General features: G+C 42.1%; 19 protein-coding genes. All 19 read left to right on the forward strand.

Annotated elements, in window-relative coordinates:
* Positions 1–32: 32 nt before the first annotated feature.
* Complete coding sequence (gene spoIIR / locus QFZ28_RS03120; RefSeq protein WP_307193295.1) at positions 33–917, forward strand: stage II sporulation protein R; 885 nt, start codon at positions 33–35, stop codon at positions 915–917.
* Positions 918–1,110: 193 nt separating this feature from the next.
* Complete coding sequence (locus QFZ28_RS03125; protein WP_307193296.1) at positions 1,111–1,557, forward strand: GNAT family N-acetyltransferase; 447 nt, start codon at positions 1,111–1,113, stop codon at positions 1,555–1,557.
* A gap of 174 nt (positions 1,558–1,731) precedes the next feature.
* Positions 1,732–2,775, forward strand: coding sequence for an L-threonylcarbamoyladenylate synthase (locus QFZ28_RS03130; protein ID WP_307193297.1), 1,044 nt, complete (start codon positions 1,732–1,734; stop codon positions 2,773–2,775).
* A gap of 133 nt (positions 2,776–2,908) precedes the next feature.
* On the forward strand, positions 2,909–3,466 hold the full coding sequence (locus QFZ28_RS03135; protein ID WP_373428035.1) for a manganese efflux pump MntP: 558 nt from the start codon (positions 2,909–2,911) through the stop codon (positions 3,464–3,466).
* Positions 3,467–3,555: 89 nt separating this feature from the next.
* Positions 3,556–3,990 carry a low molecular weight protein arginine phosphatase gene (locus tag QFZ28_RS03140; RefSeq protein ID WP_307193298.1) on the forward strand — a complete coding sequence of 145 codons (435 nt, stop codon included), beginning with the start codon at positions 3,556–3,558 and terminating at the stop codon, positions 3,988–3,990.
* A 79-nt stretch (positions 3,991–4,069) separates the two neighbouring features.
* Positions 4,070–4,510: a ribose 5-phosphate isomerase B gene (gene rpiB / locus QFZ28_RS03145; protein ID WP_307193299.1), complete on the forward strand. Its 441-nt coding sequence runs from the start codon at positions 4,070–4,072 to the stop codon at positions 4,508–4,510.
* 9 nt (positions 4,511–4,519) lie between these two features.
* A complete protein-coding gene (locus QFZ28_RS03150) occupies positions 4,520–5,086 on the forward strand; it encodes a TIGR01440 family protein (RefSeq protein WP_307193300.1) in 567 nt (188 codons plus the stop codon).
* A gap of 197 nt (positions 5,087–5,283) precedes the next feature.
* Positions 5,284–6,525 (forward strand): serine hydroxymethyltransferase, encoded by a 1,242-nt coding sequence (gene glyA / locus QFZ28_RS03155; protein ID WP_307193301.1) that lies wholly within the window; start codon positions 5,284–5,286, stop codon positions 6,523–6,525.
* 114 nt (positions 6,526–6,639) lie between these two features.
* Positions 6,640–7,269 carry a uracil phosphoribosyltransferase gene (gene upp / locus QFZ28_RS03160; RefSeq protein WP_306074485.1) on the forward strand — a complete coding sequence of 210 codons (630 nt, stop codon included), beginning with the start codon at positions 6,640–6,642 and terminating at the stop codon, positions 7,267–7,269.
* Between the two features lie 266 nt (positions 7,270–7,535).
* A complete protein-coding gene (locus tag QFZ28_RS03165; protein WP_307193302.1) occupies positions 7,536–8,549 on the forward strand; it encodes a nuclease-related domain-containing protein in 1,014 nt (337 codons plus the stop codon).
* 102 nt (positions 8,550–8,651) lie between these two features.
* Entirely contained in the window at positions 8,652–9,227 is a 576-nt protein-coding gene (locus tag QFZ28_RS03170; protein WP_307193303.1) for a S8 family serine peptidase, read from the forward strand.
* Positions 9,193–10,737, forward strand: coding sequence for a S8 family serine peptidase (locus QFZ28_RS03175; RefSeq protein WP_307193304.1), 1,545 nt, complete (start codon positions 9,193–9,195; stop codon positions 10,735–10,737). Before QFZ28_RS03170 ends, QFZ28_RS03175 begins: the two co-directional genes overlap by 35 nt.
* A 318-nt stretch (positions 10,738–11,055) precedes the next feature.
* Positions 11,056–11,277: an AtpZ/AtpI family protein gene (locus QFZ28_RS03180; RefSeq protein WP_307193305.1), complete on the forward strand. Its 222-nt coding sequence runs from the start codon at positions 11,056–11,058 to the stop codon at positions 11,275–11,277.
* A gap of 7 nt (positions 11,278–11,284) precedes the next feature.
* On the forward strand, positions 11,285–11,656 hold the full coding sequence (locus tag QFZ28_RS03185; protein ID WP_307193306.1) for an ATP synthase subunit I: 372 nt from the start codon (positions 11,285–11,287) through the stop codon (positions 11,654–11,656).
* Positions 11,657–11,683: 27 nt separating this feature from the next.
* Positions 11,684–12,394, forward strand: a complete 711-nt coding sequence (gene atpB, locus QFZ28_RS03190) for a F0F1 ATP synthase subunit A (protein WP_307193307.1) — start codon at positions 11,684–11,686, stop codon at positions 12,392–12,394.
* 76 nt (positions 12,395–12,470) lie between these two features.
* Entirely contained in the window at positions 12,471–12,683 is a 213-nt protein-coding gene (atpE, locus tag QFZ28_RS03195) for a F0F1 ATP synthase subunit C (RefSeq protein ID WP_283862747.1), read from the forward strand.
* 159 nt (positions 12,684–12,842) lie between these two features.
* Positions 12,843–13,370: a F0F1 ATP synthase subunit B gene (locus QFZ28_RS03200; protein ID WP_307193308.1), complete on the forward strand. Its 528-nt coding sequence runs from the start codon at positions 12,843–12,845 to the stop codon at positions 13,368–13,370.
* Positions 13,367–13,903, forward strand: a complete 537-nt coding sequence (locus QFZ28_RS03205) for a F0F1 ATP synthase subunit delta (RefSeq protein ID WP_307193309.1) — start codon at positions 13,367–13,369, stop codon at positions 13,901–13,903. Before QFZ28_RS03200 ends, QFZ28_RS03205 begins: the two co-directional genes overlap by 4 nt.
* 24 nt (positions 13,904–13,927) lie before the next feature.
* Positions 13,928–15,436, forward strand: coding sequence for a F0F1 ATP synthase subunit alpha (gene atpA, locus QFZ28_RS03210; RefSeq protein ID WP_307193310.1), 1,509 nt, complete (start codon positions 13,928–13,930; stop codon positions 15,434–15,436).
* Positions 15,437–15,462 lie beyond the last annotated feature (26 nt).

The following is a 15,462-nucleotide window of genomic DNA, read 5'->3' on the forward strand; positions in this document are numbered from 1 at the left end:
CAATGAGGATAGTGAAGGGACGGTGCGAGAATATGAACAGTAAAGTATTAGTTTGGTCTTATTTAATCATTTTATCGTTAGGAACGATATTAAATTTATATATGCCTAAAACGGAAGCGGTGGCGAAGGATTCGGTTGTGATTCCGGCAGAGGCGATTCGCCTTCGAATTCTGGCAAATAGTGATAGTGCACAGGATCAAGAGATTAAACGGAAGGTCCGTGACGCAGTCAATGAACAAATCACGTTGTGGGTTCAGGATCTAACGTCTTTGGATAAAGCAAAAACAGTGCTTACGTCAAAGCTTCCAGAAGTTCAAGCCATCGCAGAAAAGGTTGTTGCGGAGCAAGGGTCGACTCAAAGTGTGAATGTCGAGTTTGGGAAAGTTCAGTTTCCGACAAAATTGTATGGTGAGTTTTTATACCCAGCAGGTGAGTATCAAGCAATCTTAATTACATTGGGTGAAGGAACAGGTGCCAATTGGTGGTGTGTGCTTTACCCGCCATTATGTTTCTTAGATTTTTCTAATGGAGTAGCGGTTCAAAGTGATGGTTTTGAAGATAAAGCTTATGCAGCTGAGAAGGAAGCAGAAGTTGCAGAAGTTGCAGAAGCTGCGGAAGAAGTAGAAAAAGTAGAAGAGAAAGTTACGAATTCCGTGAACAAGAATCTAGATAGTAAGAAAGAACAGGTTGAAGTAGAAGAGCAAGTACAAGAAGAAGTGGAAGTTGAAGAGGTAACGCAAGTTGTAGTAGAAAAGGAAGTTGAAGTTAAAGAGCCAGTTGAGGTAGAAGTAGTAAAGCAAGAGCAAACACATGTTAAAAAGACATCAAAAGAAGCTCCGGTTTATACTGCAGAGGACGAAGAACCAGTTAAAGTAAAGTTCTTTGTGGTAGAAATGTTTGAGAGTATTTTTAAATAAGAGTGGGTATCGCAGATATAATTGGATTAATGCAGATATCTCAAACTTAACGCAGATATCTAGTGAAAAGTAGTTGGCCAGTCCCGAAAATGGGGCTGGTTATTTATTTTTTCGATACTATTACTAGAAGTTCCAGTTCTAACTCTCTCAAATTTTCATAGTAATAGAGTATCAAATAAAAGAGGTGATCGGAATGCAAGCGGTTATTCGTTGTGCGACTAAAGAGGATTTGAACGGTTTAAGAGAATTTCTGACGAGGGCGAGCCTTGGATGTGATGGGCTAACTGAGGAAACGATAGAGTTCTTTTTATTGCTAGAGGATGAGGATGGGGCGATTAAGGGTACACTTGGAATGGAAGTCTTTGCAGAGTGTGGATTATTGCGTTCTTTGGTCGTATCAAAGGGACAAGCAGAAAAGGATATTGTCCTGTTGATCACGCAGATGATGCAATTAGCGAAGGAAAAGGGTTTGAGAAGTTTGTTTTTGGCGACAAATAAAGGCGTGGCATTGCCATTTTTTGAGCTACTCGGTTTTGAGAAGGTGGCGCGGGACCAATTACCTGTGGAAATGTATAGCTTAGAGCATATTCGACATGTATTTAATGTGGATAACTCGTTATTTTTGAAATTTTCACTATAATTGTGGATTAATCCACAAAGTTATCCACTTTTTCGGAATAGTTATACACAAATTGTGGACAAAGGGTTGTGTTTATCCCCACCTTCTTTTATACTTTCAAATGGAATATGAGACAAAGAGCCTAAATTCGGCAAATTTCGATATCATTTGCGCTTTTGATAAAGGTGGATAACTATGGACACAAAAGTTTGGAAAGTGGATAAATATGTGGATAACCTCGAAAATAATCCACAGGTTGTGGATGCTGCTCATTTTTTACAAGAAAATGAAGTGGTTGCACTCCCTACGGAAACGGTTTATGGCTTAGGGGGAAATGCGGAAAGTGATGTGGCTGTGGAAAAGATCTTTGCTGCGAAAGGCAGACCAAGCGATAATCCACTGATTATCCACATTGGTGATAAACAGCAACTTAACGCGTTTGTTACAGAAATCCCGGAAAAAGCTGCCGTTTTGATGGATACGTTTTGGCCGGGACCTTTAACAATTATTTTTAAAAAGAAGGATGGAGTTCTGTCAGAAAAGGCAACGGCCGGCTTGGATACGGTCGGTGTTAGAATGCCGGATCATCCTGTTGCATTGGCGCTGTTGAAAAAATGCCAGCTGCCGATTGCCGCGCCGAGTGCAAATAGCTCTGGGAAGCCAAGTCCTACAAATGCACAGCATGTTATTGAGGATTTGAATGGAAAAATTGCTGGTGTGATTGACGGCGGCTCGACGGGTGTTGGGGTAGAATCAACGGTTTTAGACTGCACGGAGGACATTCCCGTTATTTTAAGACCGGGCGGGGTGACGAAGGAGCAGCTAGAGGCTGTCGTAGGTGAAGTTCATCTCGACGCTGCGCTGATTGATGAAGCCTCAAAGCCGAAGGCACCTGGAATGAAGTATCAGCATTATGCTCCGAACGCACCACTCTATTTAGTTAATGGAAGTCGGGCTTTCCTGCAAAGTTTAATAGAAGATAAGCAGAAGGAAGGGCTTCGTGTCGGAGTCCTCGCGACTGAGGACAGTGTGGAGTCCTACCATAGTGACGTCGTAATCGCTTGTGGAAAAAGAAGTCAGCTTGAAAGTGTGGCAACTGCGCTTTATGAGACGTTACGTAAGTTTAACCAGGAAAAAGTGGATATCATCTTTAGTGAAATGTTTCCGAATACCGGTGTAGGTCATGCAATCATGAATCGATTACAAAAGGCCGCCGGGAACAAAATGATTACTGAGTAACTGCAGGTTCTCCGACAAGGAGGCCTGTTTTTTCGATTTGTCCAGCTCCAGGCGCCTTGCGCTTTTCTTAATTCTAAATCCTTTTGGACGTGCATATGTTAAATCAGGGCAAGTCCGAGGAGGTTGAGTTAGCGTGTATGGGATGATTGGGGAAGTTGTAACGCTATTACTAATGGCGTTTGCACTAGGGATGGATGCCTTTTCTGTTGGTCTGGGAATGGGCATGTTCAAGTTAAGGCTGCGGCAAATTTTTAAAATTGGGATTACGATTGGGTTATTCCACGTGTGGATGCCGCTAGTAGGTATGCTCGCCGGGCGATTCTTATCTGATAAATTTGGTGCTTTTGCGTCAGTGGTCGGTGGATTGCTGTTGATTGTACTCGGGGTGCAAATGATTTGGTCAAGCCTCAGGAAGGGTGAGCAATCGGTGATGACACCGGTCGGATTTGGCTTATTAGTCTTTGCGACGAGTGTAAGCCTCGATAGTTTTTCCCTCGGGCTTACGTTAGGAATATATGGAGCAAAAACCATCTTGGTGATTATTTGCTTTGGGATTGTAGCGACGATCTTAACATGGGCTGGCTTACTATTAGGAAAAAAGGCTCAAGGCTGGATTGGCTCCTATAGCGAAGCGCTTGGAGGAAGTATCCTGCTCGCATTTGGGATTAAATTACTTTATCCTTTTTTATAAAACCTTTCCTTCTTACGGTGAAAGGTTTTTTCATTGGTGATGTAGAAATGATAGTATAGATACATAATTGAAAAAGGAGGGCATGCCGCATGAAGCGCGTTTTATTTGTTTGTACAGGCAATACTTGCAGGAGCCCTATGGCTGAAGCAATTTTAAAAAGTAAAAAGATAGACGGTCTAGAAGTGAAGTCTGCGGGAATCTATGCCGCTACGGGGAGTGAGGCATCTGCAAATGCCAAAAAAGTCCTGGAAGAAAATCAGATCGAACATAATCATTTATCCAATATGCTAACCTTCGAATCAGTTCATTGGGCAGACTTAATCTTAACGATGACGGCTTCCCACAAGAGTGCGATTCTTCAACAATATCCCGAAACAGCAGGTAAAGTTTTTACTTTAAAAGAATTTACGGGTGAGGAATATGATGTGGATGTGGTCGATCCTTTTGGAGGAAGCGTGGCGATCTACCAAGAGACCTATCAGGAGCTCGAAAAATTAATAACAAAAGCAATTGAAAAAATGTAAAGCTCTCAGTGTTGAGGGCTTTATATTTTTTTACGGGTATGTCAATATTAAGGAAGGATTAATAGGGAGGTAATAATTTATGAAAGTAGCATTAGCGTCTGATCATGGCGGGGTTAATATCCGCAAAGAAATCGCTAGTTTAATGGATGAGCTTGGGATTGAGTATCAAGATTTTGGCTGTGAGTGTGAAGGCTCCGTCGATTATCCGGATTATGCGCTGCCAGTTGCTGAAAAGGTGGCAAGCGGTAAGTTTGATAGAGGAATTTTAATCTGTGGTACAGGCATTGGCATGAGCATTGCCGCAAATAAGGTAAAGGGAATCCGTTGTGCACTTGTGCACGATACATTTAGTGCAAAGGCAACACGTGCCCACAATGATACCAATATGCTGACAATGGGTGAGCGTGTAATCGGTCCTGGACTGGCACGTGAAATTGCTAAAATTTGGCTGACAGAAGAATTTGAGGGCGGCCGCCATGCTACTCGTCTTGGAAAAATCAGCGAATACGAGCAGAAGTAGGATGAGACGATGATTCAAGTATGGGAAAAAGAGCTTGAAACCATTCTTTTGGAATTTCAAACCCAGGCTTCTTTAAAGCCGGGGCAGCTGGTTGTTGTGGGCTGCAGTACGAGTGAGGTAGTTGGTGAGAAAATTGGAACAGCCGGTACAAGTGATGTTGCTGAGATGATTTTCCGTCAATTGAGTCTGTTTGCACAAGACACAGGTGTTGCGCTGGCGTTTCAATGCTGTGAGCACTTAAATAGAGCATTGGTCATCGAACGTGTGGAGGCTGACAAACGCGGTTTGGATGAAGTCTCCGTTGTTCCGGTTCGAAGTGCTGGCGGGGCGATGGCAACCTATGCATTTCAAAAATTTTCGGATGCCGTTGTTGTTGAATTTTTAAAAGCAGACGCAGGAATTGATATTGGCCAAACCTTTATCGGTATGCACTTGAAACATGTTGCTGTACCCATTAGGGTAACGCAGAAAAAAGTTGGACATGCCCATGTAACGTTAGCGAAAACACGGCCAAAACTAATTGGCGGGGCTAGGGCGGTGTATGAAAAGACATCGGAGAATTCTAGCTGTAGTTAATTGGGAACACGAACGATTAGTGAAAAATTTAATTTAATGTTCGTTAATAGACTGTTTTATTTACCGTTTTAATAGGGTAAAATAAAAAAAGTGAGGATTTTACGAATCACCATTTCTCTTTTAGAATGAAACGTGCTATTATATAGAGGGAATTTTCAAAAAGTTAATTCAGATTCATACATACAGGAGGTATTACCATGAAGCATTTGTCTAATCAGGACAAGCAGGTATTTGAAGCGATTCAACAGGAATTAGGCCGTCAGCGCGGGAAAATCGAATTAATTGCCTCAGAAAACTTTGTAAGTGAAGCGGTAATGGAAGCACAGGGTTCTGTGTTAACCAACAAATATGCAGAAGGCTATCCAGGCCGCCGTTATTATGGCGGTTGTGAATACGTAGACATTGTTGAAGACCTTGCTCGCAATCGTGCGAAAGAGATTTTTGGTGCAGAGTATGTAAACGTGCAGCCGCATTCTGGTGCGCAGGCAAACATGGCTGTTTACTTTACGGTCCTTGAACAAGGCGACACTGTTCTTGGTATGAACCTTTCACATGGCGGTCACTTAACACACGGAAGCCCAGTAAACTTTAGTGGTGTTCAATATAACTTTGTCGAGTATGGTGTAGATGAAACCACTCATCGCATTAATTATGATGATGTTTTAGCGAAAGCACGTGAGCACAAGCCGAAGATGATTGTTGCTGGAGCGAGTGCCTATCCACGAGAAATCGATTTTGCGAAGTTCCGTGAAATCGCCGATGAAGTGGGCGCATACTTAATGGTTGATATGGCTCATATTGCTGGTCTAGTTGCAGCTGGACTTCATCAAAATCCAGTACCATACGCTGATTTTGTCACAACTACTACACATAAAACACTTCGCGGACCTCGCGGCGGAATGATCCTTACTAAAGAGGAATGGGGTAAAAAGATTGATAAATCAATCTTCCCTGGAATTCAAGGTGGTCCATTAATGCATGTGATTTCTGCAAAAGCGGTAGCGTTTGGAGAAGTTCTTCAAGACAGCTTTAAAGAATATGCTGGCCAGATTATTGCCAATGCAAAGCGTTTAGCTGAAGGTTTGCAAAAAGAGGGTGTCAGACTTGTTTCTGGCGGTACAGATAACCACTTGCTTCTTTTAGACATGCAGACACTTGGTTTAACTGGTAAAGTCGCAGAAAAGGTACTTGATGAAGTAGGGATTACCGTTAACAAAAATACGATTCCATTTGACCCACAAAGCCCATTTGTAACGAGCGGTATCCGAATTGGTACAGCTGCTGTTACGAGCCGTGGCTTTGGTTTAGAAGAAATGGACGAAATCGCGTCTATCATTGCGTTTACTTTGAAAAATCATGAAGACGAAGCAAAGCTTAAGGAAGCTGCTGCTCGTGTTGAAGCTCTAACAGGTAAATTCACGCTTTATCCTGAATATTAAACATCTGTGAAATCGACTCGAAATGGGTCGATTTCTTTTTGGTCTTGAGTTGCTACTTACATCGTTTTTCTGTAAAATGAGACGGAGTTAAATTTAATAAAAGGGGCGATCATTGTGGCAAAGGTATACGTCTTCGACCATCCACTTATTCAGCACAAACTTACATACATTCGTGATAAAAATACAGGGACAAAAGAATTCCGTGAATTGGTAGACGAAGTCGCAACACTCATGGCATTTGAAATCACAAGAGATATGTCGCTTGAAGATATCGAAATTGAAACGCCAGTCTGCCCAGCTAAATCTAAGGTATTGTCTGGAAAGAAAATAGGAATTGTACCAATTCTGCGCGCAGGAATCGGTATGGTTGATGGAATCTTGAAGTTAATTCCTGCTGCGAAAGTAGGACATGTCGGGTTATATCGCGACCCAGAAACATTAATGCCTGTGGAATACTACATTAAACTGCCAAGTGACGTGGAAGAGCGTGAATTCATCGTCGTAGACCCAATGCTCGCAACAGGCGGTTCCGCCAATGTGGCAATCGAAAGCTTGAAAAAGCGCGGCGCTAAGCATATCAAATTTATGTGCTTGATCGCGGCACCAGAAGGCGTGGAAGCTGTTAAGGCAGCACACCCTGATGTTGATATTTATATTGCTGCGTTAGATGAGAAGTTGAACGATCATGGCTATATCGTACCGGGATTAGGTGACGCTGGGGATCGGTTGTTTGGGACGAAATAATATTTTTTTTGGCTGAGTAGACATTAGTTTGCTTAGCTTTTTTTGTGTTTTTTCCAGATAATGTCTAAATGTACAAAAGGGTCTGAAAAATGTACAAAAGCCCCCAAAAAATGTACAAAACCTCATGAAAAATGTACAAAACCTCATGAAAAATGTACAAAACTCAAAGCCCCCATAAATGTTCACCATTTCTTCTAATAATCCTCGAAGGAATTCGACAATCTTTCTAGAATCTAGACAGTAAATTCCAAAAGAGGTGACAATAAGTGATAAAATTAGATCTAATGGTTCCGGTTCAGGCGGAACAATGTATAGCCTTGTTGAAAAGGATGCCAAAAGGGCACCCAGTAAGACCAATTGTTGAAAAAGATTTACGTTTGTGGCTGAAAGGGTATTATGGAGAACTGAATGTAGGTTACCATCTATCATTTTTACCGGAAGATGAGTACTACATATTTCATGGTTTGCGATTGAAGGATAAAACGTCATTTCAAATGGATTTACTGCTGTTATCAGCAAAATTTGCTCTAATTATTGAGGTGAAGAATATATCAGGTAAATTAAAGTTTAAAAAGGGTTCAGACCTGATGATTAGAGAATTAAATAACCTGGAAGAAGGTATGGATAACCCAATTCAACAGGTCAAACGGCACCATCTCCAATTTAATAATTGGTTAAAGTATCACGAATTTAAGGGGATACCGGTGGAGCGCCTAGTCGTTATCAGTAAAACTTCTACGATTATAGAAACAACCCCGGATAACTTACATATCTTTCAAAAATTGATTTATGCTGAATCATTGATTGATAAAATAAGGGAGTTAGAAATAAAATATACGAAGCCTCGAATAACCAAAAAAGTTTTAACCCAACTAACCGATACCCTCCTGAAAGAGCACCATATCGACATTCCTGATGTCCTCCAAAAATATAATCTTTCCCAATCTGACATAAAGCCAGGCGTTCAGTGTACGAATTGCAGTACATTTAATATGAAGTACATATCAGCCAGTTGGCGGTGCGAGGTTTGTAATTTCACTTCGAAGATGGCACATCTGTTAGCTATAAAGGATTATTTTCTAATTTTAAATCAGACGATCACTAGGAAACAGCTTGCTAAATTTCTTCAAATAGATCCGGTTAAAGCAAGAAATTTGCTTCTCTCGTTAAATTTCCCCTCAATAGGCACAAAACGCGGCACCAGATACTTTCTCCCAAAAAACTGCATACTTTGCCCCTTAAATGAAAACGATATGAAAAAAGGGGAATTTTTTACATGAAAAAATGGACACTTTTATTTGTACTTATTTTTTCCCTCCAAACGACGACTTCTGCTCGTTCACTAGAGACACCACCGATGCCAAAAGAAACGGGTTGCGATTGTGGTTCTTGATCATCCGCAAACCCCTCAGGATATTCAGCAACTCATCAAACCCTATAAAGACATCCATCTTCGGCATGTTTTTCAAGAAGCGATTTATGGTTTTTCGGTAGAGGGGAATCCGGAATCGATTGAGAAATTAGCGCAACAAAATAGCAAGCAAATCATTAGTGTTTCTCCGGTGAATCAGTATAAGGCACAGGTCGAGGAAGGGGTTAAGATTATTGGAGGTGAAGATGTTCGCAGCCTTTATGATAAAAATAATCACCGCTTGACGGGTAAAGGTGTAACCGTAGCTGTTATTGATACTGGTGTGGATTATACGCATCCTGACCTCAGAAGAAATTTTGCTGGCGGACGTGATCTCGTTGATAACGATGCCGATCCGATGGAGACGAAAACAATAGGAAGAGCAACCGTTCATGGCACTCATGTTGCCGGAATTATAGCGGCAAACGGAAAATTAAAGGGGGTGGCACCGGAAGCTAAAAATTCTGGCTTACCGTGCACTTGGCCCTGGCGGCGGGGGCACAACCGAGAACGTGTTAGCTGCGATCGAGCAGGCAATCAAGGATAAAGTCGATATTATGAACCTCTCGCTTGGAAATGATATCAACGGTCCAGACCTGCCAATCAGTCTGGCGTTGAACAGAGCTGTCGATAAAGGAATTGTTGCGATTGCAGCCTCGGGGAATTCTGGACCGAATGTTTGGACAGTGGGATCGCCTGGAACAGCCTCAAAGGCAATTTCAGTTGGCGCTTCCACTCCCACGATTGATGTCCCCTATCTTTTAATAGAAGGAATGCGGAATAAATTACGGATTCAACCACTGGAGGGATCTGCTAATTGGGGGCTTGACCGTTCCTATCCAATCGTTGATGGCGGTCTTGGAACAGCAGCAGAATTAAAAGATGTTATGGGAAAAGTTGTTCTTATTAAACGAGGGAAAATAACATTTACCGAGAAGGCGAAGAATGCGCGTGAGGCCGGAGCCAAAGCAGTCATTATCTACAATAACTTAAGCGGCGGCTTTATGGGAAATCTAGAGGTGCCGATGGATCTCCCGGTCGGTTCAATCACAAAGAAGGATGGGGAACTTTTAAAAAGTAAAACGAATTCGTTAGCGAGAGTCGAGGTCACCCAAGAGAAGGATTTGCTTGCTGACTTTAGTTCGAGGGGCCCGGTAACAGACACGTGGGAAGTAAAGCCTGATATTGTCGCACCTGGTGTCGCGATTAACTCGACTATTCCTGGCGGCTATCTTTCTCTGCAGGGCACAAGTATGGCCGCGCCGCATGTGGCGGGGGCATGTGCACTGATTAAGCAGGCACATCCAGAATGGACACCGGACCAAATTAAGGCTGCCTTAATGAATACAGCTAAACCGTTAGAAAAAAACGGTAAACCATATCGGACGTATGAACAGGGGGCAGGGAGAATTCAGGTAAATGAAGCAGTCAAAGCTACATCACTAGTCAGTCCAAGTTCACTCCGATTTGGAAAGTTTGAAAGTGAAGGGGACAATCATAAAGCCTTTTTACATGTTGAGAACTTAAGTGATGTACCTGTGCGCTATACGTTTGACATACCCAAGCAGGCAGACGGTTTGAACTGGCGATTTCCGCTTGCTTTTACACTTCAGCCTGGCGGGTCACGGGATGTAAAGCTTGAATTAGAGGTGAATCCTGTCGAACTGAAAGGGAAAATACATGATGGATATCTTACCATCCATGCCGGGGCCAATCCAATTCAAATTCCCTATATTTATGTTCTTGAAGAACCAAATTATCCGAGAGTAATGGGATTTGACTTTAAGGATGGCGACCAGCAGGGGACTTATCGGTATGAGGTATACCTGCCAGGCGGTGCCGAGGAATTTGGTATAGCCCTTTTCAATCCCGATGATTTCCGATTTGTTGGCTTTCTAGACACCAATCAGAATGTTAAGAAGGGATTGGTCAGCAAGGTGATATCAGAAGATAATCTTCCTCCTGATGGAGTTTATCTTGCAAAGGTCTTTGCCAAAAAGGCTGGGAAGGAAGACTTTATTGAAACGATGCTTGTTATTGGAGAGGTAGTCCGATAAGAGTGGGACATATTTACCCACTCTTTGTCAAATTTGTTCACAAAATTGACACATTTACACCGCTAAAATACAGGGTGATTACACTACAATTATAGTGTTAACAAAAACCTCGAAATGGAAGGAATTACTCAGAATAGTTTGTGGATTAATTCACGTAAATCCATTGACATTGGAAAATGGCTGATGTATGCTAACAAAGGATGTAAAATGAGAGGGTTTTCACGTAATTCTGCAAAATTCTCGAAAATTCTACATATTTTTACACGTACATAAACCTCGTTTTTTGATGTATTCTCTTAAGGTGAGGATGCGATAAGTATGCGTAATGAAAACCGCAATCCATTAAAAGCTTATGCCCTAATGTCAGCTATTCTGGCGTCTCTGGCTGGATCGATTCTAATCGGTATTTTTGCAGGCAGATGGCTCGATAAGCAGTGGGGCACAGAACCAATTTTCTTAATAATTGGACTGTTTATAGGTTTAGCGGCCGGTATTTACTCAATGCTCATTTCCATTCGCAAGTTCTATTCAGGAGATTAAACCAACCATGCCAGAATTTCAAACAATGTTTGCCCGACAGCGAAAGTGGATGTTTTTTTTATTGTCTTTTTATGTGCTTGGTTGGGGGTTCACTGCGCAGCAATCAATCTTTCTAGGATTGATTCTTGGGACAAGTTTGAGCCTCTTTAATTTGTGGTTGATGGCTCGAAAAATCGACAAATTTGGACAAGCGGCGGCTGAAGGAAGAACTGTGCGTTCACTTGGATCTTTTTCACGATTGGCAAGCGCAGCTTTAGCGATTGTCATCACAATGAGATATCCCGAGCAATTACATCTCATTAGTGTGGTTATAGGATTAATGACATCCTACATTGTCATTATGATAGATTTTTTTATCCACAAATTTATTTTCAGATAAATAGCGGGGGAAGCGAGGTGAATACTGTTGCATCACGAAGCTCCAATAGTTACGTTTCTTGGGCTCCAATTTAACTTGGCAAACATTTTGATGATTACCATAGCAAGTGCAATTGTCTTTTTGTTAGCCGTCCTATCCACTCGTAGACTGGCCATGAAACCAACCGGAATGCAAAACTTCATGGAATGGGTTATGGATTTTGTTAAAAACATTATAAACAGTACGATGGATTGGAAAGATGGCGGACGATTTCATATTCTCGGAATCACCATCATCATGTATATCTTTATTTCGAATATGCTGGGACTTCCATTCTCAGTCGTTGTGGACGGAACACTTTGGTGGAAATCACCAACAGCAGATCCGGCTGTAACATTGACGTTAGCCACATTGATCGTGGGATTATCTCACTTCTATGGCGTCAAGATGAAAGGTGCCGGAGCATATGGCAGGGAATTCTTTAAACCATTCTGGTTCATGTTCCCAATCAAAATTATTGAAGAGTTTGCGAATACTCTGACTCTCGGTCTCCGTCTTTACGGAAACATTTATGCGGGAGAAATTTTATTAAGCTTACTCGCAGCTGGTTTAGCAACCGGTGTGGGCGGAACAATCGCCGCTGCACTCCCAATGCTGGTATGGCAAGGCTTCTCAGTCTTTGTCGGCGCCATCCAATCATTTATTTTCTGTATGTTAACAATGGTGTACTTAGCTCATAAAGTGAGCAGCGACCATTAAGATAAACCGTTCTTAAAAAATAAGAACAAAAAATAAGAATTCATTTTTTTATACATTTAAAGGAGGAAATTTTCAAATGGGTCTTTTAGCAGCAGCAATCGCAATTGGTTTAGCAGCACTAGGTGCTGGTATTGGTAACGGTCTTATCGTATCAAAAACAGTAGAAGGTATGGCTCGTCAGCCACAAGCTCGTGGTATGCTTCAAACTACAATGTTCATCGGGGTTGCGTTAGTTGAGGCGATTCCTATCATCGCGGTTGTTATCGCGTTCATGGTTCAAGGTCAATAATCGAGCACTTCCGTGTTCATATAAATGGCGAAGATCATTCGTGAGAACCTTCGCCATTCGTTTATGTTTATTTATGAACATTAACGATTGATTTCGACAATTATTTCGACTGATATATAGGTTGTTTTAAGGAAAGACCTTGAAAGGAGTGAATCGCGGGTGTTAACAAATAGTTTTGTATTAGGAGCAGCAGCAGCCCATTCCGGTGTAAACTGGGGAGATATTATTTTCCAGCTTGTTATGTTTGTCATCTTAATGGCATTGCTGAAGAAATTTGCTTGGGGTCCTTTAATGGGCATTATGAAACAGCGTGAAGAGCATGTTGCTGGAGAAATTTCAGCGGCGGAACAAAGTCGCGTTGAAGCAAAGAAACTATTAGAAGAGCAACGTTCTCTTTTAAAAGAAGCTCGTTCAGAAGCACAAGTTTTAATTGAAAATGCGAAAAAGCAAGGCGACATTCAGCGTGAAGAAATCATTGCTGTAGCGCGTACTGAAGCAGAACGCATGAAAGAATCTGCTAAGCTTGAAATTGAGCAGCAGAAAGAAAAAGCGGTTGCCGCTATTCGTGAACAAGTTGCTTCCTTGTCTGTATTAATTGCTTCTAAAGTAATTGAAAAAGAGTTAACTGCAGCAGACCAAGATAAACTGATTAACGAATATATTCAAGAGGCAGGAGAAAAGCGATGAGCAACTCCATGGTAGCAAAACGCTACGCGTTGGCTCTTTTTCAAATCGCGAAAGAACAGCAGCTTCTTGAAGTAGTAGAAGAAGAACTTCGTGTAGTAAAGGAAGTAATGGTTTACAACAACGATTTAAAAGCCGTTTTAAAGTCTTTAAAACTTACACTTGATAAGAAAAAAGAGATTGTAAGAGGTGCTTTTTCGAACGTTAATCCATATGTACTGAATACACTATTGATCTTGATCGATCGCCACCGCGAGGACGAGATCGTTGAAGTAGCAAACCAATTCTTTGAGCTGGCAAATGATGAAAAGGGAGTTGCGGAAGCTGAAGTCTTCAGCACGCGTGAGCTTACAGAAGCAGAACGTGAAGCAATCTCTACAACATTTGCAGCGAAAGTTGGCAAGAAATCATTAAGAATAGAAAATATCGTGGATTCCGAACTGCTCGGCGGCGTTAAGCTCCGAATCGGAAACCGTATATACGACGGCTCTTTGCGCGGAAAGCTAGACCGTTTAGAACGTAAATTGTTAAGCTAAGATTCGTAGATAGGGGTGAAACTCATGAGCATCAAAGCTGAAGAAATTAGTGCCCTGATAAAACAGCAAATCGAAAACTATCAGGCTGAAATTCAAGTGAGTGATGTAGGTACAGTTATCTCCGTAGGTGACGGTATCGCACGTGTTCATGGCCTCGACAATGTCATGGCTGGAGAACTTGTTGAATTTTCAAACGGCGTTATGGGTATGGCTCAAAACCTTGAGGCTAATAACGTTGGTATTATCATTCTTGGACCTTTCACTGACATTAAAGAAGGTGACGAGGTTCGTCGTACAGGACGCATCATGGAGGTTCCAGTAGGTGAGGAACTAATTGGTCGTGTTGTTAACTCTTTAGGACAACCAGTTGATGGTATGGGTCCAATCAATACAACAAAAACTCGCCCGATTGAAGCAGTAGCTTCAGGCGTTATGGCTCGTAAATCCGTTCATGAGCCATTACAAACAGGTATTAAAGCGATTGACGCACTTGTGCCAATTGGCCGCGGTCAGCGTGAGTTAATCATCGGAGACCGTCAAACAGGTAAAACATCTGTTGCAATCGATACAATCTTGAACCAAAAAGGTCAAAACATGATCTGTATCTACGTTGCAATCGGTCAAAAGGAATCAACTGTACGTGGTGCCGTTGAAACCCTTCGTAAGCATGGTGCGTTAGAGTACTCAATCGTTGTTACTGCATCTGCTTCACAACCAGCTCCATTGTTATTCTTAGCTCCTTATGCTGGGGTTGCAATGGCTGAAGAATTCATGTATGACGGCAAGCACGTCCTAATCGTATATGATGATTTATCAAAACAAGCGGCTGCATACCGTGAGCTTTCCCTATTACTTCGCCGTCCTCCAGGTCGTGAAGCATATCCAGGGGATGTATTCTACTTGCACAGCCGTCTACTTGAGCGTGCAGCGAAATTGAACGACACACTAGGTGCTGGTTCGATCACTGCATTGCCATTTATCGAAACACAAGCAGGTGACGTTTCTGCTTATATCCCAACAAACGTTATCTCCATCACAGATGGACAAATTTTCTTACAATCCGACCTTTTCTTCTCAGGTGTTCGTCCAGCGATCAACGCAGGTCTTTCCGTATCACGTGTAGGTGGATCAGCGCAAATCAAGGCGATGAAGAAGGTAGCAGGTACACTGCGTCTTGACCTTGCTTCATACCGTGAGCTAGAAGCATTTGCACAGTTCGGTTCTGACTTAGATAAAGCTACACAAGCGAAGCTTAACCGCGGTGCCCGCACCGTTGAGGTTCTTAAACAAGACCTTCACAAGCCGCTTTCTGTTGAAAAGCAAGTAGCAATCCTTTATGCATTAACACGCGGATTCCTTGATGATATTCCATTAGAAGATATCCGTCGTTTTGAATCAGAATTCCTTAATTGGTTAGACCACAATCGCAAAGACTTGTTAGACCATATTACAAAAACGAAGGATCTTCCTTCTGATGACGATATGGCGGCTGCACTTAACGCCTTCAAAAAGACGTTCGCAGTTTCCGAATAAGTAGGGTCTGACAATAATTGATGGCG

It is taken from the genome of Neobacillus niacini, from assembly GCF_030817695.1.
Classification (GTDB): domain Bacteria; phylum Bacillota; class Bacilli; order Bacillales; family Cytobacillaceae; genus Neobacillus; species Neobacillus niacini_F.